Origin of the sequence: Flavobacterium frigidarium DSM 17623 (genome assembly GCF_000425505.1) — a bacterium.
Taxonomy (GTDB): Bacteria; Bacteroidota; Bacteroidia; order Flavobacteriales; family Flavobacteriaceae; genus Flavobacterium; species Flavobacterium frigidarium.
On record NZ_AUDO01000004.1, the window covers coordinates 51820 to 75977 of the forward strand.

General features: G+C 33.1%; 19 protein-coding genes. 7 read left to right on the forward strand and 12 right to left on the reverse strand.

From position 1 onward, the window contains the following. Together H603_RS0102565 and H603_RS0102570 are read left to right on the forward strand one after the other, a co-directional pair. Nucleotides 1-291, forward strand: a complete 291-nt coding sequence (locus H603_RS0102565; RefSeq protein WP_026707113.1) for a hypothetical protein — start codon at nt 1-3, stop codon at nt 289-291. 11 nt (nt 292-302) lie between these two features. After that, entirely contained in the window at nt 303-1940 is a 1638-nt protein-coding gene (locus H603_RS0102570; RefSeq protein WP_026707114.1) for a PepSY-associated TM helix domain-containing protein, read from the forward strand. Nucleotides 1941-2502: 562 nt separating this feature from the next. Here the strand turns inward: H603_RS0102570 and H603_RS0102580 are convergent. The 11 genes from H603_RS0102580 to H603_RS17590 all read right to left on the reverse strand — a co-directional run bounded on the left by H603_RS0102580 (nt 2503) and on the right by H603_RS17590 (nt 18030). Further along, nucleotides 2503-4329 (reverse strand): alkaline phosphatase, encoded by a 1827-nt coding sequence (locus H603_RS0102580; protein WP_026707116.1) that lies wholly within the window; start codon nt 4327-4329, stop codon nt 2503-2505. Between the two features lie 186 nt (nt 4330-4515). Then, nucleotides 4516-6051 (reverse strand): RagB/SusD family nutrient uptake outer membrane protein, encoded by a 1536-nt coding sequence (locus H603_RS0102585; RefSeq protein ID WP_026707117.1) that lies wholly within the window; start codon nt 6049-6051, stop codon nt 4516-4518. A gap of 24 nt (nt 6052-6075) precedes the next feature. Next, on the reverse strand, nt 6076-9468 hold the full coding sequence (locus tag H603_RS0102590; RefSeq protein WP_026707118.1) for a TonB-dependent receptor: 3393 nt from the start codon (nt 9466-9468) through the stop codon (nt 6076-6078). A 128-nt stretch (nt 9469-9596) separates the two neighbouring features. Next, on the reverse strand, nt 9597-10517 hold the full coding sequence (locus H603_RS0102595; protein WP_026707119.1) for a FecR family protein: 921 nt from the start codon (nt 10515-10517) through the stop codon (nt 9597-9599). A gap of 112 nt (nt 10518-10629) precedes the next feature. Next, nucleotides 10630-11184 (reverse strand): RNA polymerase sigma-70 factor, encoded by a 555-nt coding sequence (locus tag H603_RS0102600; RefSeq protein WP_026707120.1) that lies wholly within the window; start codon nt 11182-11184, stop codon nt 10630-10632. A 636-nt stretch (nt 11185-11820) separates the two neighbouring features. Further along, entirely contained in the window at nt 11821-13902 is a 2082-nt protein-coding gene (locus H603_RS0102610) for a type IA DNA topoisomerase (protein WP_026707121.1), read from the reverse strand. A 21-nt stretch (nt 13903-13923) separates the two neighbouring features. Continuing rightward, the gene (locus H603_RS16305) at nt 13924-14961 is read right to left on the reverse strand and encodes a DUF4099 domain-containing protein (RefSeq protein ID WP_035675246.1); all 1038 of its coding nucleotides are present in this window, start codon (nt 14959-14961) and stop codon (nt 13924-13926) included. Nucleotides 14962-15037: 76 nt separating this feature from the next. Next, complete coding sequence (locus tag H603_RS0102620; protein ID WP_026707122.1) at nt 15038-15250, reverse strand: hypothetical protein; 213 nt, start codon at nt 15248-15250, stop codon at nt 15038-15040. Nucleotides 15251-15306: 56 nt separating this feature from the next. Then, nucleotides 15307-15645 (reverse strand): helix-turn-helix domain-containing protein, encoded by a 339-nt coding sequence (locus H603_RS0102625; RefSeq protein ID WP_026707123.1) that lies wholly within the window; start codon nt 15643-15645, stop codon nt 15307-15309. Nucleotides 15646-16234: 589 nt separating this feature from the next. After that, the gene (locus tag H603_RS0102630; protein WP_026707124.1) at nt 16235-17080 is read right to left on the reverse strand and encodes an RteC domain-containing protein; all 846 of its coding nucleotides are present in this window, start codon (nt 17078-17080) and stop codon (nt 16235-16237) included. A gap of 602 nt (nt 17081-17682) precedes the next feature. Next, nucleotides 17683-18030 (reverse strand): hypothetical protein, encoded by a 348-nt coding sequence (locus tag H603_RS17590; RefSeq protein WP_026707125.1) that lies wholly within the window; start codon nt 18028-18030, stop codon nt 17683-17685. Between the two features lie 221 nt (nt 18031-18251). On the opposite strand from H603_RS17590, the gene H603_RS0102640 reads away from it, so the two are divergent. The 5 genes from H603_RS0102640 (at nt 18252) to H603_RS0102655 (ending at nt 21532) form a co-directional block, all read left to right on the forward strand. Beyond that, complete coding sequence (locus H603_RS0102640) at nt 18252-18635, forward strand: DUF7793 family protein (RefSeq protein WP_026707126.1); 384 nt, start codon at nt 18252-18254, stop codon at nt 18633-18635. A 37-nt stretch (nt 18636-18672) separates the two neighbouring features. Next, nucleotides 18673-19593: a helix-turn-helix domain-containing protein gene (locus H603_RS0102645; RefSeq protein WP_026707127.1), complete on the forward strand. Its 921-nt coding sequence runs from the start codon at nt 18673-18675 to the stop codon at nt 19591-19593. Between the two features lie 87 nt (nt 19594-19680). After that, the gene (locus tag H603_RS17020) at nt 19681-20511 is read left to right on the forward strand and encodes a MauE/DoxX family redox-associated membrane protein (RefSeq protein ID WP_051219104.1); all 831 of its coding nucleotides are present in this window, start codon (nt 19681-19683) and stop codon (nt 20509-20511) included. Between the two features lie 267 nt (nt 20512-20778). Beyond that, a complete protein-coding gene (locus tag H603_RS17025; RefSeq protein WP_051219106.1) occupies nt 20779-21165 on the forward strand; it encodes a hypothetical protein in 387 nt (128 codons plus the stop codon). An 88-nt stretch (nt 21166-21253) separates the two neighbouring features. Next, a complete protein-coding gene (locus tag H603_RS0102655) occupies nt 21254-21532 on the forward strand; it encodes a DUF6520 family protein (protein WP_026707128.1) in 279 nt (92 codons plus the stop codon). A gap of 43 nt (nt 21533-21575) precedes the next feature. On the opposite strand, the gene H603_RS0102660 is transcribed toward H603_RS0102655, so the two are convergent. After that, entirely contained in the window at nt 21576-24158 is a 2583-nt protein-coding gene (locus H603_RS0102660) for a S9 family peptidase (RefSeq protein ID WP_026707129.1), read from the reverse strand.

Sequence of the window (24158 nt, forward strand, 5' to 3'; positions counted from 1 at the left end):
ATGCCAGCAAATAAAAAAGAATTATCAACGCCAGTACAACGCTTTTCAAAAATAACCGCTGGTTTCATTGGTGGTTTTATACTAACTCAATCATTCCATTTGTTTTTGGCTTTGTGGTGGGATAAGCCTAATGCGATAATGACACTTCGTTATGCTGGGTTTATACTTTGGTGTGTGCTCTTAATCTTGGCTTTTTTAGCAAATAATGGTTGGAAAGTTTGGGGAATTTACCTCATTCTAAGCCTTGTTTTTATTGGGCTAATTTATTATAAACAACCTTTCACTATTTAATTTAAGATTTTATGTCTAATAACAGAATATATAATGTTATGTTTCATACGCATACTATTAGTGGCATTATTATAAGTGCTGCATTGTATGTAATTTTTTTTACAGGATCGATCTCTTTTTTCAAAGAGGAAATTCAGGCTTGGGAAAATAATGAAACTTCGATTAAAGGAGATTACTTTGGTCAAGCTAGTTTTGACAGTATCTTAAAAAATATTGAAAAAGAATATGAATTAAAAAGTAAAGATGTTAGCATTTTTTATAATTCGGGTCAACATGCTTTTGTGTCATTATCAGAATCGAAAGATACTTCGGATAATAAAGTCAAGAATGAAGGAGCTGAAAAAAAAGGGGGGAAATCAGGTAAGTCTAAAGGGAAAAGACCCAAAAGAGTTTTCATTAAAACAGATTTGGTGAGTAATGAATTTCAGAGTCAAGAAAGATCGTATAACTTAGGTGAGTTTTTCTATCGATTACACTTCTTTGCTCAGCTAAATTTTTACGGAGTTTCCGGTTATATATTCGCTGGATTTGTTTCGTTTTTCTTCCTGTTTGCTATTTTAACAGGTGTAATCGTGCACTGGAAAAAAATAATTTCGAGCTTTTATGTTTTTAGACCTAAAGAAAAATGGAAAACAGTCTGGACAGATGCTCACGTTTCATTAGGAATGATTGGACTTCCGTTTCAGTTCATGTTTGCAGTTACTGGTTGTTATTTAATAATAGCCTACTCTATAATGTTGCCTCCTGTCAAATCTGTATTGTTTAATGATGATTCGGAAGCTTTTGAAAAAGTAGTTTACGCAAAAAATAATACCGAATATGATTTTAAAAAAGATCCACTAACTAAAACAGTTTCTTATACCGCATTTGTAAATCAAGTAACAAAAAAATGGCCAAATCTAAAATTAACACGGGTTCAAATTTTTAATTTTGGAGATGTAAACATGCATATTAAGGTTACAGGTCAACCAAAATACAATGATAAGTTTCTCGCTGGTGAAGGCTATATAACTTACAGAGCTTTAGATAACAAAGTTGTAGACCAAAAAGATCCGTATGCTGCTTCCACTTCCTATATTGATGGTAGCTCTAGTATTTTACAAAGACTACATTACGGTGATTATGGAGGTTATGGTTTAAAAATCATTTATTTTATACTTGGTCTTGTTACTTGTTTTGTAATTATATCGGGCGTCTTAATATGGTTGGTTGCTCGTGATAAAAAGAATATACCCGAGTATAAAAGAAGATTTAATATTTGGTTAGTTCGTATTTATATGGCAATTTGCTTAAGTATGTATCCAATTACAGCAGTGACTTTTATTATTGTTAAATGTCTGAATGGCTACGAAATAGATAAAAAAACATTAATTTATAGTGTGTTTTTCTGTGGTTGGCTTGTATTAAGTACATTATTTATTATCAAAGGAGATAATTATTTCACGAATAAAGTTTCATTGATTTCAGGAAGTATTCTTGGTTTTCTGGTACCTATTTCAAATGGTATTATGACTGGGAATTGGCCTTGGGTAACTTGGCAGAAAGGATATATTCAAATTTTCGTAATGGATGTTTTTTGGGTTGTTCTTTCTTTGACTGCTCTAGCCATCGTTTTTAAATTGAAGCCTAAAATAGAATTTGTAAAATAGGGATTCATTTTTGAAAATGTATGATCACATTTGGCTTATTATTAATATTTATTTTAAATATTAAGCTGTACAATTGAGTTAGGATAGAATAAATTTATCAGAACTCGCCAAAGAGTTGGGAGTCACAGCACCACAGCTTTATAAATAGCGTAAAGAGTTCGAGGGATTTGGAGAAGGAAGTTTTCCTGGGAAAGGAAATTTAAAACTCACTCCCGAGCAAGAAAAAAATTCCACGGAATGGAGGCGACTCTAGCAGTTAATATCTTACTATTTTTCACACTTACATTCGTTTCTTGCATAATACTCATTGTGTTTTCTTCCATCGTACGTGTGGGACATGAGACCAAAAATACCGAAGTGAGAAACATAATTGGAACTAATTTTAAAACATGATTTTTCATAAAATATGATTGGGTTTCATATTTCTATTGTGTCTCAAAAACGCATTTAAAGTTGGGTCACAACCCTTTACTAAATAGTTAAGCAATTGTAAATCAATAAAAAATAGCTATTCTACTTTATAAAAGTAAAATAGCTGTGAATAAAAAGGCGAAAATTTATTTTAATTTTGGAGCAGAAGGGATTGTATTTTATCAAAAATAGCAGTGTTTTGATAGGTACCGATAAAAGTTTCGGCAGCTGGCCCGTAAGCGAAAACAGGAACCAGCACTGCGGTATGATCATTTGTACTAAAGTTGCCATGCACGGAACCTTTTTCAATATTTCCATCTATTAGAGACAAACCGCCTGTTTCATGATCAGCAGTTACGATAAGTAAAGTTTCATTGTTATTGTCAACATATTTCATGGCTAGGCCCACTAATTGATCAAAATCCAGAAGTTCGCGAACTACATAATCCAGTTCATTTTTATGTCCTCCGTAATCAATTTGTGCTCCTTCTTCCATTATAAAAAATGGTTTTTTAGATTTGGAAAAAGTCTCAATTGTTTTTGTAAAAGCCTTGGATAAAAAATCACATCTTCCGTCTTTTTTAGATACCACTGCTCCATTATCAGCTATTACAAATTTAGTGTTGCTAATACTGTCAATCATACTAAATTTATCCGAAAAGGTATATCCTTTTTCTTGTAATTGCTTTGCTAAATTATTGCCATCTTTTCTATTTATAAATTCTTTTGTCCCTCCTCCTATTAAAATATCCGTTGGATACGTTAAAAAATCTAAAGCAATGGCTTCATTAAAACTTCTATCGGTTTGTTTTGCATAAAATGCAGCTGGAGTTGCGTCAGTTATATTTCCCGAAGAAATTAGGGCCGTTTGAAAATTGTTTTTAACTAATTTTTGTATGATAGATACTAAAGGTTTTCCATTTTCATCAACACCAATAAAACGATTGTTTGTTTTATGTCCAGTTGCCATAGCTGTTGCTGCTGCGGCAGAATCTGTGATATAACTATCGGAGGCATTTGTTATTGAAAATCCTTGTACTGGCATGTTCAAAATATTCAATTGCCCTTTGTTTGCTGTATAACCAGCATAAATTTGGGTTAAACCCATTCCGTCACCTATTAATAGTATAATGTTTTTAGGCTTTTTTACTTTGGCGAAAGCCAAGTCTTTTTTAGGTATGTAGGTTTCGTAAAAATCGGTGTTTTTATAACTATTCGCTTTTAAATCAGTTATGAACTGCACTAATTTAGTGGTATTATCTGTCGCAATATAGTCTACATCTAAATTCATTAAAGCGATCCAAGTGTTGACATTGTCTTGGGTAGACCAGAATCTAATCTTCTTGTGTTGCTCGTGTACACTATTAATAATAGCCTCAATTTTTTCGGAATCTGATGCTGCTAGAACGCCCTTACCGTTCCATACAGTATGATTTTTTAAATCCTCGCTGATCATTTCAATACGTGCTAATTGCTCGGTAGTGTATATTTCGTTTATCCTACCATCAAAAGAAATATAAGATGGATAATTTTTCCATAAAGACGGATCTGGTCTGTTGCCCGAAATTATGATTTTTAATGATTTATTATCCGTTATTTCAGGATATATCTCTAATTGTTGTACAATCATTTGTAAGCTAGGCACCGCATCCGACTTTACATCAATCATTAAAATTAATGGTTTGTCATTTGGGTATACTTTACCTTTTAACGCTTTTATTTTAGAGACAAGTGGTTCTAAATATTGCTTTTTTAGCGTGCTATTTAGTGTAATATCTGCTAAGGTGTGTGCAACAAATAAATCATTATTTGATAAAAACACATCTGCTTCAATCACACCTACTTCGTTGGTATAAGCGGCAATAAACGGAAGGGCGTTTGCGTAATCATTATGTGAATGGATATTAGAAGAAGTGTACTGGTGCACTTGCGCAAATAAGAAAATAGGAAAGCAAAGAAGGATAATTATTTTTTTCATTAGAGTAATATTTATGTAGCTACAGAGATTAAATAGCACAGGTTTTGAATAAAAAACCAGTCTATTTACTTAAAAAAGACTGGTTTTAAAGTTTAAAAATACTATTGTTTTATGCTTTACACCTGCGAGATTACAACAAACCCGCAGGGTAAAGACTTACAACAAAAACAAAACTGAAATTAGTGATTACCAACCTTGATTTTGCGTAAGCGTGCCCTTGCTTACAGCAATTTCATCTGGTGGTATTGGCCATACGCTGTGTATTGCTGGATTAAAATTACGAGCTGGGTAAATCACTACTCCATTATAATCGTGAAGCGGTTTTGCATATGTTGCTTGTGCATCTCCCCAACGCACAAGGTCAAAATGTCTGTCTGTCCATTCTCCTGCTAGTTCACAACGTCTTTCTCTTTTTAAGTCGGTCATTGTTGCTCCAGAAATACTGGCTAAACCGGCACGATTGCGAATCATATTTATTTCGGTGTCGGCATTTTGACCTTTCATTAATTTCGCTTCAGCCATCATCAATATTACATCTGCATAACGTAATAACGGAACATTTAATGCCGTCGATGGTTTGTCTCCATTGGCATTTACATAGCGTGTATCAACACTACCTGAAGTAGTTTTAGGAAAACTAAATGGATCCATATACTTCTTGAATTGCATTCCCGTACGATTACTAGAACTCACTTGGTAAGAACCTTCATTGAAAGTAACTTCGGTACCGAAGTACGTGAATTTATCTCCTTTTTTCAAAATAGTTGCCGAAAGTCTCTTATCATTAGCAACGTAAGTGTCCAATAGTTCTTTAGTAGGATAAAAATTCCCCCATCCATTATAAGCACCCCATCCTTTGTCTTCAAGACAAACTCCCGGAAAGATAGAGCCTAAAGTAGTATTAGCGGCACTTGAAGTTGCAGACCAAATATATTCAGAAGACCAGTTATTAGAAATTTTGAAAACATCCTCAAAATTAGTTAACAAAGCATGCTTGCCACTTTTCATTATTAAATCGGCATATTTAATCGCATTATCATAATCTTTAGCATAAAGTGAAGTACGCACTATATACCCCCAAGCAGCAGTTTTATGCGCACGTCCATAATTATCCGCACTTAACTCATTAAAATAAGGAAGTAAATCTGCAGCTTTGATTAAATCAGCTGTGATGTAAGCATAATTCTCTGCTACATTTTTGGCACGCGGAATAAAAATATTAGTAGGATCTTCACGATCTTGAATAGGTATTCCCGCACGCTCGTCACCATAACGATAAGCCAATTCTAAGTGCATTACAGCATGGTTAAAATAGGCTTCGCCTAACATTCTGTTTTTTGTAGGTTCGTCAATCGTAATGTTTGGAATATTGCGAATCACATCATTACAACGCTTCATTATTTCGTAATGAACTTTCCAGATATCTTTAGTATCAGATTCAGACCCGTCTACAATAAAATTCTTAATACGCTCTGCATTTTGCCTTGGTTTAGTTCCAATATCATCACTGGCATTATTGAGCCAAAAAAATCCTCTACCATACATATTATCATCATTATATAGAGCATAAATTGAATTTACTCCTGCTTTTGCATCAGCAGCTGTTTTCCAAAAATTCCCTGTAGATGGTGCTCCTTGCGGTATTTGATCCAATTCATTTTCGCAGCTTAATGTTGCAAAAAAAAGTCCTAAACCGATAAATAAAAAACTAATTTTTTTCATTTTACTTCTATTTTATTATTTTCTTTAAAAAGATAAATTGATACCTGACATATAAATTCTAGATAATGGATAACGACCTAAATCCATTCCGAAATTGTTTAATCCTACTTCAGGATCCATACCTGAATATTTTGTAATGGTAAACAAATTTTGCGCAGAGACATACACTCTTAATTTTACTTTATCATTAAATAATTGGTTGTCAAAAGTATATCCTAGTGATACATTTCTTAATCGTAAGAAAGAGCCATCTTCAATATAAAAATCTGAAATTCGACCAAAATTATTATTATTGTCTTTTGATGATAGAATAGGAATTGATGTATTTGTGTTTGTAGGTGACCATGCATTTTTTGACTCAGCTAACAAGTTATACCCAGGAAATGAAGCATTAAGTCCTGTATGTTTCACAGCATTGAAAACGCTATTTCCAGCTACACCTTGCAAGAAAATATTCATATCAAACCCTTTGTAATTTAAATTTGCATTAAAGCTGTACGTTGTTTTAGGAAAAGGATTTCCTAAAACGATTCTGTCGCTATTATTAATAAGACCATCACCATTAATATCTTTAAACTTAATATCTCCAGCTACAGCATTGGGTTGGTATTTGACACCTGTACTGTTTACATAATTGTTCACTTCATCTACAGATTGAAATAATCCGTCAGTTGAAAATCCGTAGAACGAATTTAATGCACTACCTACCTCATAAACATTTGCAATTGGTAAACTACGCACACGTGCTCTACCTTGAGGTTCAAAATAAGTCAAATCGTCTTTAATTGAAACTACTCGATTTTTTAATGTAGATGCGTTAATTGTAAAGTCCATTTTAAAATCCCCAATTGATTCTCTGTAATTCAAACTTAACTCTACTCCTTTATTTTCAACTTTTCCTGCATTTACAGTCTGCCCTTCATTTGCACCAGCAAGCCCTGGTAACTGATTATTAACCAACATGTCTTTATTTGTTTTCACAAAAACATCAATAGTACCACTCAATTTATTTTTTAATAAACCAAAATCAAGCCCTAAATTAGTTTGCTCAGAACTCTCCCAAATTAAATCTGGATTGGACAATTTCCTTTCGGCGTACCCATAGTTTATTATAGGTGTGTCACCAAGTAAAGATGTCGTTTGCGTTAACGGAACACTGAATTCATACGGTTGTAAGCTTCCTAAGTTTCCTATTTGCCCCCAACTAGCACGTAACTTTAAATTAGAAACAATATTCTTACTATTTGCCATAAACCCCTCATTAGAAATTAACCAACCAGCTGACAGTGATGGATATACTTCCCAACGATTAGCAGAAGTTAATTTTGAAGTTCCATCTCGGCGTACAATTCCAGAGAATAAATACTTATCAGCATACGAATAATTTAATCTCCCAACGTAAGAAATCAATAATTGGTGATTTCCATTTGCACCCAATTGTCTAAAATCTTTACCATTCACTAAATAGCGTTGCGATGGATCTTCGTTATCAAAACCAGTTGCCGATATTTGGAAGTATTCTTGCTTGGTATCTTGATAAGTATATCCTCCCAACACCGTAAAACTATGCTTTCCTATTTTTTTATCAAATGTCAAAGTTTGTTCACCTAATATATCGGTTAAAGTCGTCGAAGACTGAATCAGTTGGTTAAAATCGAAAATTTTCCCAGGCTCAGTAACTTTAGATAGAAATTGTTTACTGTTGTCTTCAATTCGAGTAATACCCCAATTAGATTTAAAAGTAAGACCCTTAACTATTTCCCATTGAGCATAAGGGTTAATTAGAATTGTGCTAATAGGATTGCTATTGTCTAATCTTTTTAAATAAGCGACAGGATTGATAACATCACCATAAGAACCTATATATTTATTTGGCACACCACCAAATTGACCAGATCCATCCTGCTTGTAAACAGTAGCATTAGGTGGATAAAATATAGCCGATAGTATGGCACCCACATAACCGTCATTTGTATTTGCTGTTTGCCCGTTCCTCAATGAGTAAGTAATATTTTCACCAATCGTGAAGTTAGGTGTAATTTTAAAAGACGAGTTGGCTCTAGCTGTATATCTTTCAGAAAATGTATTTAGTAAAATCCCTTCATTTTTACGGTATCCTCCAGAAATAAAGAAGTTGGATTTTTCGCTACCTCCATCAACAGAAAGCGTTAAGTCATTAATATTTCCTTTTCGAAATATTTCATCCATCCATACTGTATTTGTAGTTCTAGCAGACGGTTCTTGATTTGGATCAAAAGCGGCAACTCGAGGCAAACCAGCATTATCCGTTGCTGTATTCATAGCATCAGCATACTCCGCCGCATTTAAAGCTTCTAATTTTTTAGCTACATTTTGATAACCCGCTTGATAATTCACGTTAACACGCACGCGATCACTACTTCCTTTCTTTGAAGTAACTAAAATCACACCTCCCGAAGCACGAGCTCCGTATATTGCTGCAGAAGCCGCATCTTTTAACACACTTATTGATGCAATATCATTTGGATTAATATCATTAAAGGAACCACTATAAATAATTCCGTCTAAAACGACTAAAGGAGATTCCGCATTTATTGAACCTACACCTCTAATATTTATTGTAGGCGGAGCCATCGGGTCTCCCCCATTATTAATTACCGTAACCCCAGCAACAGTTCCTTGTAATAATTCGGCTGTTGAATTGTAAGTTCTACTTGACGATTCTTTCATGGACACACTAGAAACAGCGCCAACAACTTGAGACTTTTTCACACTACCATATCCCATAACTACAACTTCATTAAGTTGCTTCATATCAGCCACTAATCGTACACTTAGAACTTTATTTAATTCATTTACGGGAACTTCTTGCGTAATGTATCCAATATAAGAAAACAGTAGTGTAGCTTCATCAGCATTGACCGTAAGACTAAAAGATCCATCAAAATCAGTCACAGTGCTAACATTAGCGCCTTTAACTTTGATACCTACCCCAGGTAAAGGCATTCCGTCATCATCACCGTAAACAACTCCGGTAATAATAATTTTTTCTAGATCTATTGCGCCTACCTTTGAACTTTTTTTAATGATAATGTTATTACTATTGACAATTTCGTAGCGAAGAAATAGATTTGAACAAATTTTATTGAGTGCTTGTTCTAAAGTAACATCATTTAATTGTAAAGAGATTTTTTGGTTCGTATTAATTTGGTTCGTTTCATACATAAAATGTACATCAACTTGATTTTCAATTCTCTGGAAAATATTTTTTATACTTTCATTCTCTACTTTTAATGTCACTCTGTTATTACCATCAATAGTTGCCGCTTTTGTTGTTATTCCGATAAAAAATAAACCGACAAAGAGGATTAATTTTGCCAATACGGATTTTTTAATACCTTGATGATTTTTGGCATACCGCATTTGTTTTTCATTCATAATCTTAAGTTTTAAATTTTAGTTAGGTTGTTCATGATTTTATATAATTATTCTACGTAGCATTTCTTAGTATTCTATTTTAGCTGTGCTAAATGCACAAGCAAGAGGTTCTCTTTTTCGAGTAAAAGTTACTTTATAGTGTAAACACCTGCATCCAATTTATAAGTAGCATTGATAATATTGCACACTAAATCAATAACTTGATCTGCTGGAAGCGCTTTGAAATAGGCATTTATCTTTAGATTATTCAAATTTTTATTTTCAACTTTTATAACCACATTATAATTGCGATTTAGTGTAGCGATTACTTCCGACAAAGGCGTTTCATCAAAAACCAAAATATTTTTTCGCCAAAGCGATACTGTATTTTTTGCGACACCATTATAAGCTTGAAGTTTGTTGTTATGCCCATTTAAAACTACTTTTTGACCTGGAGTCACATACACATTCTCATTAGTAAAAGTTGATTTAACATTTACTTTTCCAGTTACTACAACTACTTCTTGTTTTAATTGGTCAGGATAAGCTTGTACATTAAAACTAGTTCCTATCACTTTTGTGTCCATTTTATCTGTGTGAATTATAAATGGATGAACTTTGTCTTTGGCTACATCAAAAAAAGCTTCTCCAGATAGATAAACTTCGCGGGTATCGCCTTTAAACTCGGTTGGATATTTTAAAGTACTGGCTGCATTTAACCATATTTCGGAACCATCACTCAACGTTATCTTGGTGCGTTCCCCTCTATTAGTAGTGTATTCTCTATTACTGAATAATGAAGTGGAAAATATAAAAAAAGAAAAGAGCCCCAGCAATACTAAAAACGAAGCGGCCACAGTCCAACTTTCTTTTGATATAAAAAATGAATTATTACTCTTTTTGATTGCTGCGATTTCTTTTTTTATCTTAAGATCACTAGAGACAATAATCTTTTGATTTTCTACTATTGGTTCAGGATTTTCATACCAACTATCCCAAAGTACCTGTCCTTTTAAAGTTGACTTTCCTTCTAAAAAAAATTTTATATCTTGATGTAATTCTTCTGGCATTATAGTTTGTTTATTGCTTTAATAGTATGTCCCCGAAATTGTAGTTTCTGGTAGGTTTGTAAGGTTACGCTTGTGTTATCAAATAGATATTCACTAAATGAGAAATAGCCTTTTAGTTAAACTCTCCTAAATAGGAACGCATAAACTTAAGCGAGTACGAAATGTGGTATTTGACTGTTTCCATCGAAATATTAAGTTCTTCAGCAATTTCTTTATTGGTATATTGTTTAAACCTACTCATGACAAAAACTTCTTTAGCTTTTTTAGGTAGTAATGAGGTGGCCTTATCAACAGCTTGCTGCAGTTCATCATGAAAGATTGATTCCATAGTGTTGTTACTGTTAACAGTTAATGTATTACTGTCTAAAACTTCTTTTATATATTGATCGGTTATAGTGTGCGCTTTTATATAATCTAAAGTGACATAGCGCACAGAGGTATAGACATAAGCAGAAAATTTCTTTTGAATAACTAAGACTTTGCGTCGTTCCCAAATTGTAGTAAAAACTTCCTGAACAATTTCTTCAGCAATGGGGATAGATTTCATCCTGACACAGACGAATCGAACAAGTAAATCTCGATACCGAAAATACAATTCGTCAAACGCTTTGTCTTTACCTTGTTTTAATAAATCAACAAGCTCTTCATCCATATATTTTTTATACATGACCGTTAGCTTTTTTATTATCTGTTATATAAAAAACATTTTCAGAAAGACTTAACTTGGTAAATAAGTTGTCATGTATTCGTAATTTTAAAAATAACATATAATACAATTTATGGTTTTAATATATGTCTTCAAAAGTAACCGCATGGGTAGGTTCTCAAGGTTACGTTTACATTAACAAAATTGAAGGTTTATTAAACTTTTTCTTAACATTTGAGGAGTTTTACTAAACCTATCAGTCTCACTCCAGTCATTCTCTTTGCTCCAGTGGGCTGCTGCCGTCGGTATGCCTTAATGATTAAGGTGTAAGCGAAAAACTGTTTTTCGGCATCCCTACCCTTCGCAGGCACTTCACAGCCCATAAAAAAAACAGCAGCTTGAAAATAAGCAACTGTTATTTTTAGGCTGTTCCGTTCCTCAGCTCCACATGTTCATTCCTTGCGTTCGGTCAGGCTTATATAAGCAGGATAAAGCTTCATTACTTTACGCTGCGTGCCTACGCTCCACTGCATTCCAGCCCTATCCTACTTATAGCCTTCCTTTTATTAATTTGAGTTGGTACTCAAATCTCTTAGATTCATATTTTTCTCTATAAGTAAGTTTTACTAAAAAGTAACCAAAGATCTGTCAACCAGTTTATTTTCCTTTCTTCTTTTGGGGAAATATAAAAGAGGTCTCTCCTCCTTCATCCATAGCGATAAAAGCATCGAATTTCTTACCTGATTTACTTGTCATTCCTTTTAAGAGACTGGTCTTTCCTTTAGTTATCAATGCTTCCAAATCTACAAGATTGAGTTGTATGCCGCATATATTTCTGAACTGAACCCAATTACAGTTTTCGTCCTTGCATTTAACCAACTTGTCTCGAAGAATCAATTTTTGGACCTTACATTTTGGACTAATAAGCTCCGGTTGTCGCTCTACTTCTATTGCTAAATCAAGTATTTCATGAGTTAAAGACTTTGTATAAGTTTCTATTTCTTTTTGGAAGGTTGCTAAATTAGATTCATTATTCTCTATCTTTTGCAAAGCTAGTTCCCAGTTTGCAGTCAACATCACATTAGCAATATTTTTGTCTTTTACCAATTCATAGACCTTTAATCCTTTTGCTGTCGGCAGTAGTAATTTTTTATCGCGTTTAACATATTCCCTGTTAAAAAGTGTTTCAATAATGGCTGCTCTAGTGGCAGGAGTACCAATTCCTACACCTTGTATTATTTTGCGTTCCTGCTCATTTTCAATCTGATTCCCTGCGTTCTCCATTGCAGATAATAAGCTTGCTTCCGTATAAATACCTGGTGGTTTGGTTTTCTTTGCTACTATTTTTGCTGTCTTAATCTTTACTTCATCACCAATTTTTAGAGTTGGTAACTCTTGAATTGGATCCTTATCTTCATCGCTAAAATCACCTTTGATAACTCTCCAACCAGCATCTAGAATTTTGATTCCTTTTAATCCAAAATCATAGTGTGCAACCTGTAGCACAATGTTTGTTATTTCTTTAGTACAAACAGGAGAAACTGACTCTAACAATCGATAGACAATCATTTCATAAATTGCCTTCTCTCTGGCTGATAAAGCCGATGGTATTTTATCGGTGATCAATATACCATGATGATCGGTCACTTTTAAATCGTTGACGATCCGTTTATTCAACCGGTTCAATTTCATTTTACTAACTATAGCTTTGAATTTCTCCACCTCTTCTGTTATCCTTATCAACTTAGGAATTTCTTCCCACATGTCCTCAGGAATATATTTACTCCCAGTACGTGGGTAACTAATGAATTTCTTTTCATAAAGACTTTGAGCGATATTGAGCGTTTCTTCGGCTGTTAGACTTAACCTTGTGTTAGCCTCTTTCTGTAATGCAGTAAGATCAAATAATAATGGTGACTGCTCACTTATGGTTTTGGTTTCTGTGTCTATTACTGAAGCCTTTCCATGCTTAAATACTGTTTTCAATACATACTCAGCCTTTTTAACTTCATCCCATTTAAGTGTAGAAAGACTTTTAAAATCAACGTACTCTTTGTTATGCTCCAATTCAATTTGCCAATAGTCTTCAATTTTGAATGACTGATTTTCTAAAAAACGTTTGCAAATTAATGCTAATGTTGGAGTTTGAACCCGACCCAGCGAAAAAATACTACTTCCACTCGTAACAGTTAGTGCTTGCGATGCATTGATTCCTACTAACCAATCTGCACGACTCCTTCCTACTCCCGCATCATGCAAACTATCAAAGTCTTTTCCTGATTTTAGATTTTCAAATCCATTAAGAATTGCCTTTTCGGTTAACGAACTAATCCATAATCGTTCGAAAGGTTTAGAGCAGTTTAAATATTCATAGATGTATCGAAAAATAAGCTCTCCCTCTCGTCCTGCATCGGTAGCCACAATTATACTATCGCAGTTTTTAAATAGTTGATCAATTGTTTTGAGTTGTTTCAATGCCCTAAGATCACGAGTATAAGTCTTGTCTTTTTTTACTTTACGTACTGTCAATAAGAATGGATTAGGCAGTATAGGCAAAGCTTCTCTTTGAAACCCACTAATTCCATAATCTTCCGGCATAGCTAAAGCCACTAAATGCCCGAACGCCCAGGTTACCTGATATCCATTTCCCATCAAGTAACCTTCTTTCTTTTCTGTAGCTCCTAACAAGAGAGCAATCTCCCGAGCAACACTTGGTTTTTCTGCAATTACTACTTTCATCTGAACAAGTCTTTAGCATAATTACATTTTTCGCCCTTTTGATTTGGCCTCTTTGGGTTTCTCTTGTTGTTCTTGCTGCTTTTCCGTTTCAGGGCTACTTTGTTTGCTTTTATGAGGCTCTTTACTATTTTTAGTCGCCTCGTTGGTTTTACCATCAGAATTGACAGCAACTTGGGTTTTACTCTCCTCTTTTGGTTGTGCTTTCTCTTTTACTTTATTGGGATTGTCAAAAGAAAAACCTGTTTTTCCTGTATCTTTATCAAATGTGATGTATCCTTGGTATTCTTTGCCTTTCTTATCAACCAATCCACTGACATAAACCGTTTGTCCTTCCTTAAATTTTTCAAATTGCGCAGTATCCAATTCTTTCCCTCGAAAAGCTTTTGGAGCTTCAATATCTTGCTTTTCTATTTGCTTGTTACTAGTTCCTCTATCGAACAAAAACTCAACATATCGCTTATCTGCATTAAACTGTACCGAAGCATTAAATGGTTCTCCCTTTTTTGAAATCATACCTTCTAAATACAAAGGTTTTCCTTCTGACAATGTATGTTTTTGTTGATCATCAAGCTTAATGCCTTTTATTTCTTCTGGAATTTTTACGAGGGTTGTACGTAGCGCAATGAGCTCATTAGTCAATTTGTCTATGCTTATAATTGATGGAATTGTTTCTCCTGTTTTGGGATTTGTCAAATCAACCACTCGCCCCATATTTCCATTTTTAAGCAAATTATCTTTGTCTTCCTTTGTAAATTCATGACCAAAGAATTTAAAATGCAGCTGAGGTTCTTTTCGAATTCCGTGGATTGCCAATACTACATGGCCATCTTCTTTTGCTTGTAGCGATAGCCTAGCATCCATTTTAGTAATTGATGTCCCTAAATCAAGAGTAACAGGAACTAATTCATTTGTTTTGTAGCCTTTTAGTAAAGGTTCAAGGACATTCATTTTTTCAAGTCGTTCTTTAGACAAACCAAGATTAGACATTGACTTCCAATCGATTTGCTCTAGTTTGTAACGGTTTTCTCCCGCATCTGTTGCGTTCTGTGTTGCTTCCATAATTCTTGTTTTTTAATAGTTGGTAATATAATTTTAACTGCTTAATAGGCTACTTAGATGGATTTAGTATTCAGAATTACTTCTTAAAATCAGAAAAAAAATCGGAGAATAAATCACCTTGTTTATCTACACGTTTAAAATCTTTCACTCCAATTTCGGAAACATCCGCTGCAAGTTTAGCTGAGCGTGTTTTTGTCTTTTCTCTAGATTCGGTTTTGGCAAGTTCAGTTTTTTCTGTTTTCGAAAAACTACCTTTTTTGTTCAAATTATTATTTACATCTCTTTTCATAACTTTTCCATTTAAAAATTAATTTATTCGAAAGTAACTAGATATAAAATAGAGGGTTACGCCTTGGCATCTATAGGAATACCATGTCTTAAATTGTCCTTGCACCTTTCAAAGGGAGCATTAAAGCTATCTCGTATAAATTGATGCACATCTGATAATTTATAGTAGATCTTACCACTAATTGAGTAGTAAGGAAGTTTTCCCGAGGATCTATAGCGCTGTAAAGACCGATTACTAATTTTTAACATTTGTAGAAGGTCTTGGTTGTCCAGCAACTCTTCTCCATCAATTTTGTTTCTGCTTTTTTGAACATCATTGATTTGATCATTCATTAAATCAAATCGATCCATGATTCGTTCCATCCAACTTAAAAATTCCATTCTATCAATATTCATATCGGTTTACTTTAAAAATTGTACACTTACTTACTGATCTAGTGCAAATTTGTAAATGATTTAAGTAAAATTCTGCCAAGAACAACCAATTGAAAAACATTTTTTTAGTAATTCAATTAATAACACTATAGCAAGCTACATGAGCTAATAGTCAAAATTCACAGGACATTCAGGACTTAATGAAAAATGGAATACGGTTTTACCAATTGGTAATTATGGGCAAAAAAAAGCAGCGTAGAGAAACACTGTTTATGTAATACTTTGAATGTCCAGTCTTGAAATAAGGATGCATAAAATTTATCTTTATTACAGGAGATTAACTGAACCGTTACCACAACATATACCAAAGAAATGCACCATGTCTTTTAAATTATATAAAATAAAAGGAGGAAAGATATGTACCAGTTTCTGAGGTAACTCAAGGATACAATAATCATAGTTACAGCACAGTTCCTAAGTGGTTGTTTAAATTCGGTAAATTTGATTGGGAGCATTAAATATAATTTGATAATTTCACCACTATATGAACTAATTGACTTTAAGCCAATAGTAAAACTACTGGACAAGCAGAAGTATCTTTTGATATTTTTTATAAATCTTTATCCATGTAATGATCTAAAGAAGATTTTAGCTGGTCTAAAAATAAAGTGCGATTACCTGCGCGGTCTTTCATCCTATGAAATGCATGATGGATATCTCCCAATTGGACACGAAATAACAGTTGAAAAACTAAAGTAATTTTACGGATTCCGACTTTTCCATTAGAAATTGCTCCTGATGCGTAAAGGGCGTAAATTAATTCTATCAGTGCATTTTTGGATTCAGTCCAAAAAAAATCTTTGGTAGATTCGGCACTCTTTAATTCGATACCTAACTTATCTACAGGATTTATTTTTATAATTAAATAGTTATAAAGCAGTTCATCCGCTATTATACGGGAAACTTTGTAATCATAATATGTAGAAAATTGGGTATCAATCTCAAAGATAAAACTGTTAAGTCCCATATTAAAATTTATTTTTCCTAATTTAAAAAACTCGTGATCTTTATCTGTTCGTCCAGAGCGATAATACCGGTAAAAATCAGAATTACAGATATTGTGCTTATATTCCTGCTTTAGCTGTTGTAATTCATGGGAAAAATACTTATTGTACATCTTTCCTGTACTCACCGGACAAGAGGTTTCTATTCTGTACACCTTGTTGTAATAGATTAATTTACCTAGTACTTGCGGTTTTATGATTCTGAAAAACTCAATTTCTTCATTTTCATTTATAAATTGATGATTCAACATACGTTTTTTCATATCAGAAAGTAAATCCTGAAGAAAAATTATCATCCGATAGGATTCATTAATAACATGAACTGATTCCAAACTAATTTCTTGTTCTTTTTTCAGTACTCTATAAAGAGCATCCTTGTAAGTAGACTCCATAATCATAATAATTGATAATTAATTTATTTGTATATTTCATTACAGACAGCATTAAATGATTCAATCGCTTTTTCAAACATCTATTTAAATATTAGTTGTCAATATCTTTCTTCATTTGGCAATTGATTTGTAATCATTTTACAAAGTATTCATAAGTTCCATCACGTAATTATCTCTTGCCTGAACATAGAATACTTTTGCTAATATCCTAGCCCCTCTTTTCATTTTTTCAAATCAGGGTGACACTCAAAAATCTATTTTTTGATGTTGCAAATGATTAGCTCTCTTTATGGTTTGAAAGAACAGTTGCCTATACAGCTGGTATTCTTTTACCTATTTATAATCCAAACCTATTAGTTCTATGGTAGATGCATAATCCCCAAACATGGAATATACTCCATCAGCCAAATATCAGGCTTTAATTCATTTGGTATTTAATTGTTTGATTTTATCTTCTGACATTTCCAAATTGCTATGTCGCATCATTTCCACTAAAATTTCCCTTATCATTAAAACTGACAGTCTTTTTGTACACTCCTATGAACTTGATCATCCATTATAACGGAATCTCCATATCTTAACAATTTTGGAAAAACAGTTTTTTATGCTAATGTACTGTTCATTGTAATTATAGGAGGTATATCATACACTAATTCAATTTTTGGCTCTAGTTCACTGTACAGCGGATGTGAAATATATGACTTTGAAATTGGGAACTGTGTACAATAATTGTTTATGGCTGCTATTGCGGCCTCTTTCATCCGAATATCTTGTTCGAGTCCCAAGTAACCGGTTGTTCCAAAATGAAACATTTCCTTTCCTTTAATTTGTATTGTCCTACCTGTCAATTTTTTGTCTTCTGCATATAGATGTAGTACTCCTTCTTTTTTTGGTCCTGATAAAACCTCATGGACTGTGTCAATATAATTATTGTGCTTGATATTTGCCATTTTCAAATTGTTTAAGTTGTATTAAAAATAAGATATCTAAAATTCATTATAAAAATTGAAAGTTATTTCATCTAAAGCCTCAAAACTCCCAATATAACAAGTCATAGTCCCGAATTGACAACTAAAACATCCAAATTGCAACAAATAATCCCAAATTGGCAAGTGTCTTATTAATAGATGTTTATACTTTTGTTAAATTAGAAAATTTAAATCCATAAAACATGATTGCAGCACATGATTTTTATGAGAATGATTTTGCCAGATTTTGGATCTCTGGGGGCATTCTCTTTTTTGAATATAAACCTAATACTATTATTGATTTAAGGGTGGCCCAGAGCGTTGTAACCGATAGAATTCATTTTCAAAACGAATTTACTTATCCAATTTTATGTGACATTAGAGGTGTTGTAGCTACTGAGAAAGCTGGAAGAGATCATTTAGCACAGTCGGGCTCTATTTTGACGCAAGCAGTAGCACTAATTGTACATGAAAAAGTTTCCTTAATTATTAGTACTTTTTATGTAGAGATTAGTAAGCCTTCTGTACCCACTCAAATTTTCACTAAAGAAGATGACGCTTTAATTTATCTAAAAGGGTTTGTTTAGCGTTTAGTGTAAGATAAAAAATTAAAAGTTGAATCTTATGAATAAATTATATAACGAGGAGCGTATTGTTACAATTCATCAAATGTTATTTGAGATGGCACGTGGTAATTTCAACATGCGTATTCCTTTAAGTTCCAATGATGAAGAACTGCAAACGCTAGTTGTTTTAATTAATATGGTAGCAGAAGAAATGAAAGAGTCGGTTTTTCAAACTGGTTACGTTAATACACATAAGACATTTCAATTTACAGCTCTAAGCACATTTGTTTTAGATTTCTCTTTTATAATCAAGAGCTTTACATCGGAAGTTACTACCTTTTTGGGTCATTCCGAATCTGACCTGATAAACCTATCTTTGACGGATATTATTACTACAGCCTCTTTTGAACAATTTCAAGAAGTAGTTGATGCAAATAGTACTTTGCCTACAACCATTATATTAGATTTTACACCTAAAGAACATTTACCTATTTCGGTTGCCAGTAGCATTGTACGGTTATTTAATCGTTCGGAAATTATAATAAATCTGATTGCTCCTGCGCGTCAAGATCTTTATAGCCCTTTACTGTATGGGAATGAAAACGAGAAACATAATAAAACTCGAAAGGCAGATGCATTATTGATTCAAAAACTTTATGATTATATTTTAGCACACCTTGAAGAACCCCTTCCTTCCTTAAGGGTGCTTTCTTCTAAATTTGGTACTAATGAACATAAATTAAAAGATGGTTTTCGCCATTTTTTTAAGACTAGTATTTATCAGTTTTATAATCAAGAGCGTCTCAAAAGAGCTTTCTTTATGATTGAACATACTGGAATACCGTTAAAAAATATCTCTGTCATGAATGGTTTTAATAATTATCCAAATTTTTCAAAATCATTTAAAAAACAATTTGGTTTTTCTCCCAACGAATTAAAGCGAAATGAAGTTGGTTTTATTTCGTCAGTTGAGGATTAAAGTTATCCGTTTCAGTCATCTCTTACTCCCAAAAAGACAACTATAGTCATTTTATAATTCAGAATTTTGCTTTAAATAAAAAGTACTATGAAACTGAATATTAAATTACAAAATGTATTTTTAGAGATGGTCTGCTTCCTGTATATCAGTTTGTTTACGTATGCTGCAATCAGTAAACTAATTGATTTTGAAAACTTTCAAAATCAATTAGGCCAGTCTCCACTTTTAAGTGCTTATGCTGCTTCTATCTCTTTTCTTGTAATTTTTGCGGAATTGGGACTAGTACTTGCTTTATCTCTGAGAGTAAGTCGAATAAAGGCCCTCTATTTATCAGTGGGCTTAATGACTGTTTTTACTACATATATTATTTTGATTTTGAATTTTAGTTCGTTTATTCCATGCTCTTGTGGTGGAATTTTAGAAAAGTTAGGATGGACTGAACACTTGATTTTCAACCTTTTTTTCATCGTCATAGGTAGTTGTGGACTTATGCTTTGTCAATTCCACAAAAAAGGGATTATCACACTTTTAGTAATAGTAGTATCAAGTGTGGTTTTCGTTGTTTTTTTATTTCTATCGTCAGAGGATACTATGCATAAGCAAAATCCATTTATTCGTCGATTTACTCCTAACGTTGCATCAAGGACTTTAAGAAAAAACTTAAATAATTATGGATTTTACTTTGCCGGCCACTCTAAAGGAAAGATCTATTTAGGAAGTAGCATTTCTCCTTTAACTATCATTGAGTTTGACAGCACATTACGACATAAAAAACAATATTCTATTCAACTTATTCCTGATCCTTTACCTTTTAGAGCAGTTAAAACAAAAATTGAGGATGCTCATTTTTTTCTTTATGATGGCTCTATTCCTATCATTTATCGAGGTTTAGTTTCTGATTGGAAAGCTACCATTTGAGTTACCAAAAAACCTTACTTTACTACATTACAACCAATTGATTCTACTCTTTGTGTATTTAGAGGGCAACAATTAGGTACTTACGAAAATATATTGGGCACCATAGCTTTAGATGATTCTTTAAAAATTAGAAAGCAAAAGCACTAATTACAAAAACAAATAGACGGTATTTTTGATACGGAAGGAACCCTGACTTATAGTGAGGGTTTAAAGAAAATCGTTTACATTTATTTCTATCGGAATCAATTTATTGTAGCCGATACAGCTTTGCAACTTGTCCATCGCGTTTCGAATATTGATACTACTACCAAAGCTAAATTAAAAGTAGTCAGAGTCAAAAAATCAGGGGATAGTAAACTTACAGCTCCGCCTTATACTGTTAATTTAAGAAGTGCTGCCTTTGATGAACTTTTGTTTAATCAATCAGGGCTTCGTGGTCGTTATGAAAGTAAAAAAAATTGGAACTATGTTTCTGTAATTGATGTTTATGATATTACGAATAAAATTTATTTATTCAGTTTCTACATCTACCACGAATATAAAATGAAAATGAGTGATTTATTGATAACCGAAAAGGCCTTGTATGCAATCGTAGGACATCAAATTGTAAAATATACTTTTGGAGCCCCAATTTTAACGCAACTAAAAAAATAAAATTAAAGATATACTGGCCAGTATCAGGGGTAAGATCGAAAACCTGTAGAAAAGAGTAGATCAAAATAATAATTATTAAATTTTTATTATGAAAACAGATTTTTTAAAATTGATGGTGCTTCCAATGGTAGCATTCTCATTGGCTAGTGCTGCTGCTGTAACCACTAGTAAGGCTAAAGAAAGCCAAACGGCTACGGCAATTATTGATGGTTACATCCATTCACCACTCCCTTCCAGTTGTAGACTAGTAAACGTAGATTGCGATGTTACTGGAAATGCTTTCTGTATGAGTGGTTCTTCACAAGTATTCGATAAAGATAGTGAAACGACTTGTTCTACGCCGCTTTTTAGAACTGTTAATCCGTAGATTAACGAATAAGTGCAGTTTTTTCAAACTGCACTTAATTAATTTATTCCTTTAAATATTGGTCAAACCAATCTGTAATTCGTTTTGTAAGGTCCATTTTATTCTCATTTATTACAATTACATGCTGATCTTTTGGATATACCAATAAAATATTCTTTTTCTTGGCTCTCCTCAATGCATTATAAAAAAGTAAACTCTGTTCGTAGGGTAAATTAGTCTCCATTTTACCCACCCAAGATAGTAAAGGTGTAGTAACATTATTTGCATAAAGTATTGGTGAATTTTTTAGGTACAACTCTTTGTCTTCAAAAATAGATTTTCCTATTCTCCATTGTTGCGATTCACTTCGCCATAATTCTGGGATATTGAGACTTTTTGAGTTACTAAAATACCAACTTACCATATCTGAAATTGCTGCACCCGATACTGCAGCTGCAAAAATATTCGATTTTGTAATAATGTAATTTGTTTCATAACCTCCGAAAGAATGCCCTATTAAGCCAACATGCTTAGTATCGATCATTCCTGTTTTTACAACTGCATTGGTTGCAGCAACAACACAATCCAGTGCACTATTTCCGGTTTCTCCTTCATAATATTTCATATCAGGCATTAGTACAAAATAATTCTGTTGCACAAAATGTTTTACATTAAAACCGGTATCGTTGTATAATGTTGGAATACAATATTCGTGTAGTGCGTTAGTGATTTGCGAATACACATTGATAATCATCGGATACTTTTTACCTGCTTCATAATTTACTGGATAATATAATAAACCCTGGAGTTTATCTCTTTTTGAATTTGAAAATGAAATTAGATCTACCTTTCCTTGACTAAAGTTTTTATCATGGGTATTACTTTCAAATAGAACCTTATTTACACCGTTTTTAAATGATACAATTCTTGGAGACTCATTATGTGATTGTTCTCTATATACATAGACTTCATTATTAGCTCTACGTAATTCATCTGATTTTGTATCATTGTTTGCTACTGGAATTAAAGTGCTGGATGTAGAAACTAATTTGAATTGTTGTGCTTTGGTAGTCGCATTTCTTGATGAAACGATTAAATTATTAGTCGCATTAATTTCAGTAAGAGCCCAACCATTGTAATTATCATTTCCTATTTGCTTGATGTTCGCACCATCTACAGTGAAATAAGTACCACTTTCTCGACCGTTTGTAATGCGTTCTAGTTTATTTGTTTTGATGTGAAATTGATAGACATCGAATTCGTCTTGTAACAAAAGGTATTCTCCCTTATTACTCCAGCCTTTCATTCCAAAAACATGTGGTCTTGTTATATACTTTAAATCATTTGAAACCCATTCGGAACCTGTATGTGGCACAATTGACACTGTAGATTGTGTTTTTATATTATACAGCCACCAATTTTTATCTTTAAAATAGCAAATGTACGCTCCATTTGGAGAAAAAGACAATAAGTAATTTTCGCCAGGTTGCTTTTCTAAAAATAGCTTTTTGGTGCCATCAGCCAGATTGTACAAGAAATAGTCGACCTCACCATAGCGCTTAAAATGAGGTGCATATGCAGTTGGATTGTAAAGTAATGCAACTGATTTACTGCCGTTAAGCTGTACAAAAGGAAGTTCTTTACTTGTAATCTTATTCCAGCGCTTTTCTTCAATAAACCAAACCGATAAAGTGGAGTACCCCTCAAGATTTTCCCTACTTGCTTTTGGATAAATCCATAAATCTTCTGTATCCCAAACCTCGACTTCGTCTTTTTTTGGTGTTGCCCCTTCTTTGACTTTTGCGATTCCAAAAAACACCCTTTTACCATCACTTGAAATTTTGAAAGACTTTGTGGTAACAATTTCGTGCTTTTCTGGAAAATTTAAGAATGATTTTGGTTCAAAGGTTTGAATACTTTTATCTTGGGTTTTGTAGAAGTTCAGTTTTGTATATTTCCCGTTGATGCCCTCTTCGAGCCAAAAAACACCTTTTCCATATTCTGCTAATGTCAGACCAGATAATTTGTTTTGCGTTGTGTGATATTCTGTTTTTTGGTTTGTCCCAAGATTTATTGTTCCAAAACTACTTTCCCCATTATTGTTAATGAGATAAGTCAGGATATTATTAAGCTGGTCTAATTGGTATTCTGTTACATTTGGAACACGGATGATTTCTTTGTTTTTTATGGTTCTTACCATTAATTCTCCATCATTGGAATAGCTCACAATAATTTTCCCACTATTTGCAAATTCAAAAGCAGCACTATTCGCTATAACAGAACTTTCACTACTTTCTAAGTTGGTTACTTTTACTTTATCACCTTGAAAGGCACCAAATGCAATTTCACCGCCAAATTTGCCTTGTGTTCCCAGTGGAAAACTAAATCCAATATTTTTCTGCGTATGTTTTACAAAGAGTGTATCTGAACCATTGCTGTACTGCATATCAAATGATATCCAGTTTCCTTTCTGGGAAATAGCTCTATTTTCTAATTTGCCCCATCTTTCATACTCTGCTGCAGCAATATTCTTTTTGGATTTATCCTGCCCGTAAATAGAGCAGGATAATACTATCCAAAATGTTAAAATTGTTTTTTTACAAGAATAACTGAAAGCGATAGTATTATTGTTTTTTAATAGCTTCAT

Bases quoted from the DNA above. Each gene is read 5' to 3' on its own strand.
- H603_RS0102600 (WP_026707120.1), bottom strand. From the start codon at position 11,184: ATGTATAAAAAATATATGGATGAAGAGCTTGTTGATTTATTAAAACAA.
- H603_RS0102620 (WP_026707122.1), bottom strand. From the start codon at position 15,250: ATGAAAAGAGATGTAAATAATAATTTGAACAAAAAAGGTAGTTTTTCG.
- H603_RS0102640 (WP_026707126.1), top strand. From the start codon at position 18,252: ATGATTGCAGCACATGATTTTTATGAGAATGATTTTGCCAGATTTTGG.
- H603_RS17590 (WP_026707125.1), bottom strand. From the start codon at position 18,030: ATGGCAAATATCAAGCACAATAATTATATTGACACAGTCCATGAGGTT.
- H603_RS0102660 (WP_026707129.1), bottom strand. From the start codon at position 24,158: ATGAAGCTATTAAAAAACAATAATACTATCGCTTTCAGTTATTCTTGT.
- H603_RS0102630 (WP_026707124.1), bottom strand. From the start codon at position 17,080: ATGGAGTCTACTTACAAGGATGCTCTTTATAGAGTACTGAAAAAAGAA.
- H603_RS0102655 (WP_026707128.1), top strand. From the start codon at position 21,254: ATGAAAACAGATTTTTTAAAATTGATGGTGCTTCCAATGGTAGCATTC.
- H603_RS0102580 (WP_026707116.1), bottom strand. From the start codon at position 4,329: ATGAAAAAAATAATTATCCTTCTTTGCTTTCCTATTTTCTTATTTGCG.
- H603_RS0102610 (WP_026707121.1), bottom strand. From the start codon at position 13,902: ATGAAAGTAGTAATTGCAGAAAAACCAAGTGTTGCTCGGGAGATTGCT.
- H603_RS0102570 (WP_026707114.1), top strand. From the start codon at position 303: ATGTCTAATAACAGAATATATAATGTTATGTTTCATACGCATACTATT.
- H603_RS0102565 (WP_026707113.1), top strand. From the start codon at position 1: ATGCCAGCAAATAAAAAAGAATTATCAACGCCAGTACAACGCTTTTCA.
- H603_RS0102585 (WP_026707117.1), bottom strand. From the start codon at position 6,051: ATGAAAAAAATTAGTTTTTTATTTATCGGTTTAGGACTTTTTTTTGCA.
- H603_RS16305 (WP_035675246.1), bottom strand. From the start codon at position 14,961: ATGGAAGCAACACAGAACGCAACAGATGCGGGAGAAAACCGTTACAAA.
- H603_RS17020 (WP_051219104.1), top strand. From the start codon at position 19,681: ATGAAACTGAATATTAAATTACAAAATGTATTTTTAGAGATGGTCTGC.
- H603_RS0102590 (WP_026707118.1), bottom strand. From the start codon at position 9,468: ATGAATGAAAAACAAATGCGGTATGCCAAAAATCATCAAGGTATTAAA.
- H603_RS0102595 (WP_026707119.1), bottom strand. From the start codon at position 10,517: ATGCCAGAAGAATTACATCAAGATATAAAATTTTTTTTAGAAGGAAAG.
- H603_RS0102625 (WP_026707123.1), bottom strand. From the start codon at position 15,645: ATGAATATTGATAGAATGGAATTTTTAAGTTGGATGGAACGAATCATG.
- H603_RS0102645 (WP_026707127.1), top strand. From the start codon at position 18,673: ATGAATAAATTATATAACGAGGAGCGTATTGTTACAATTCATCAAATG.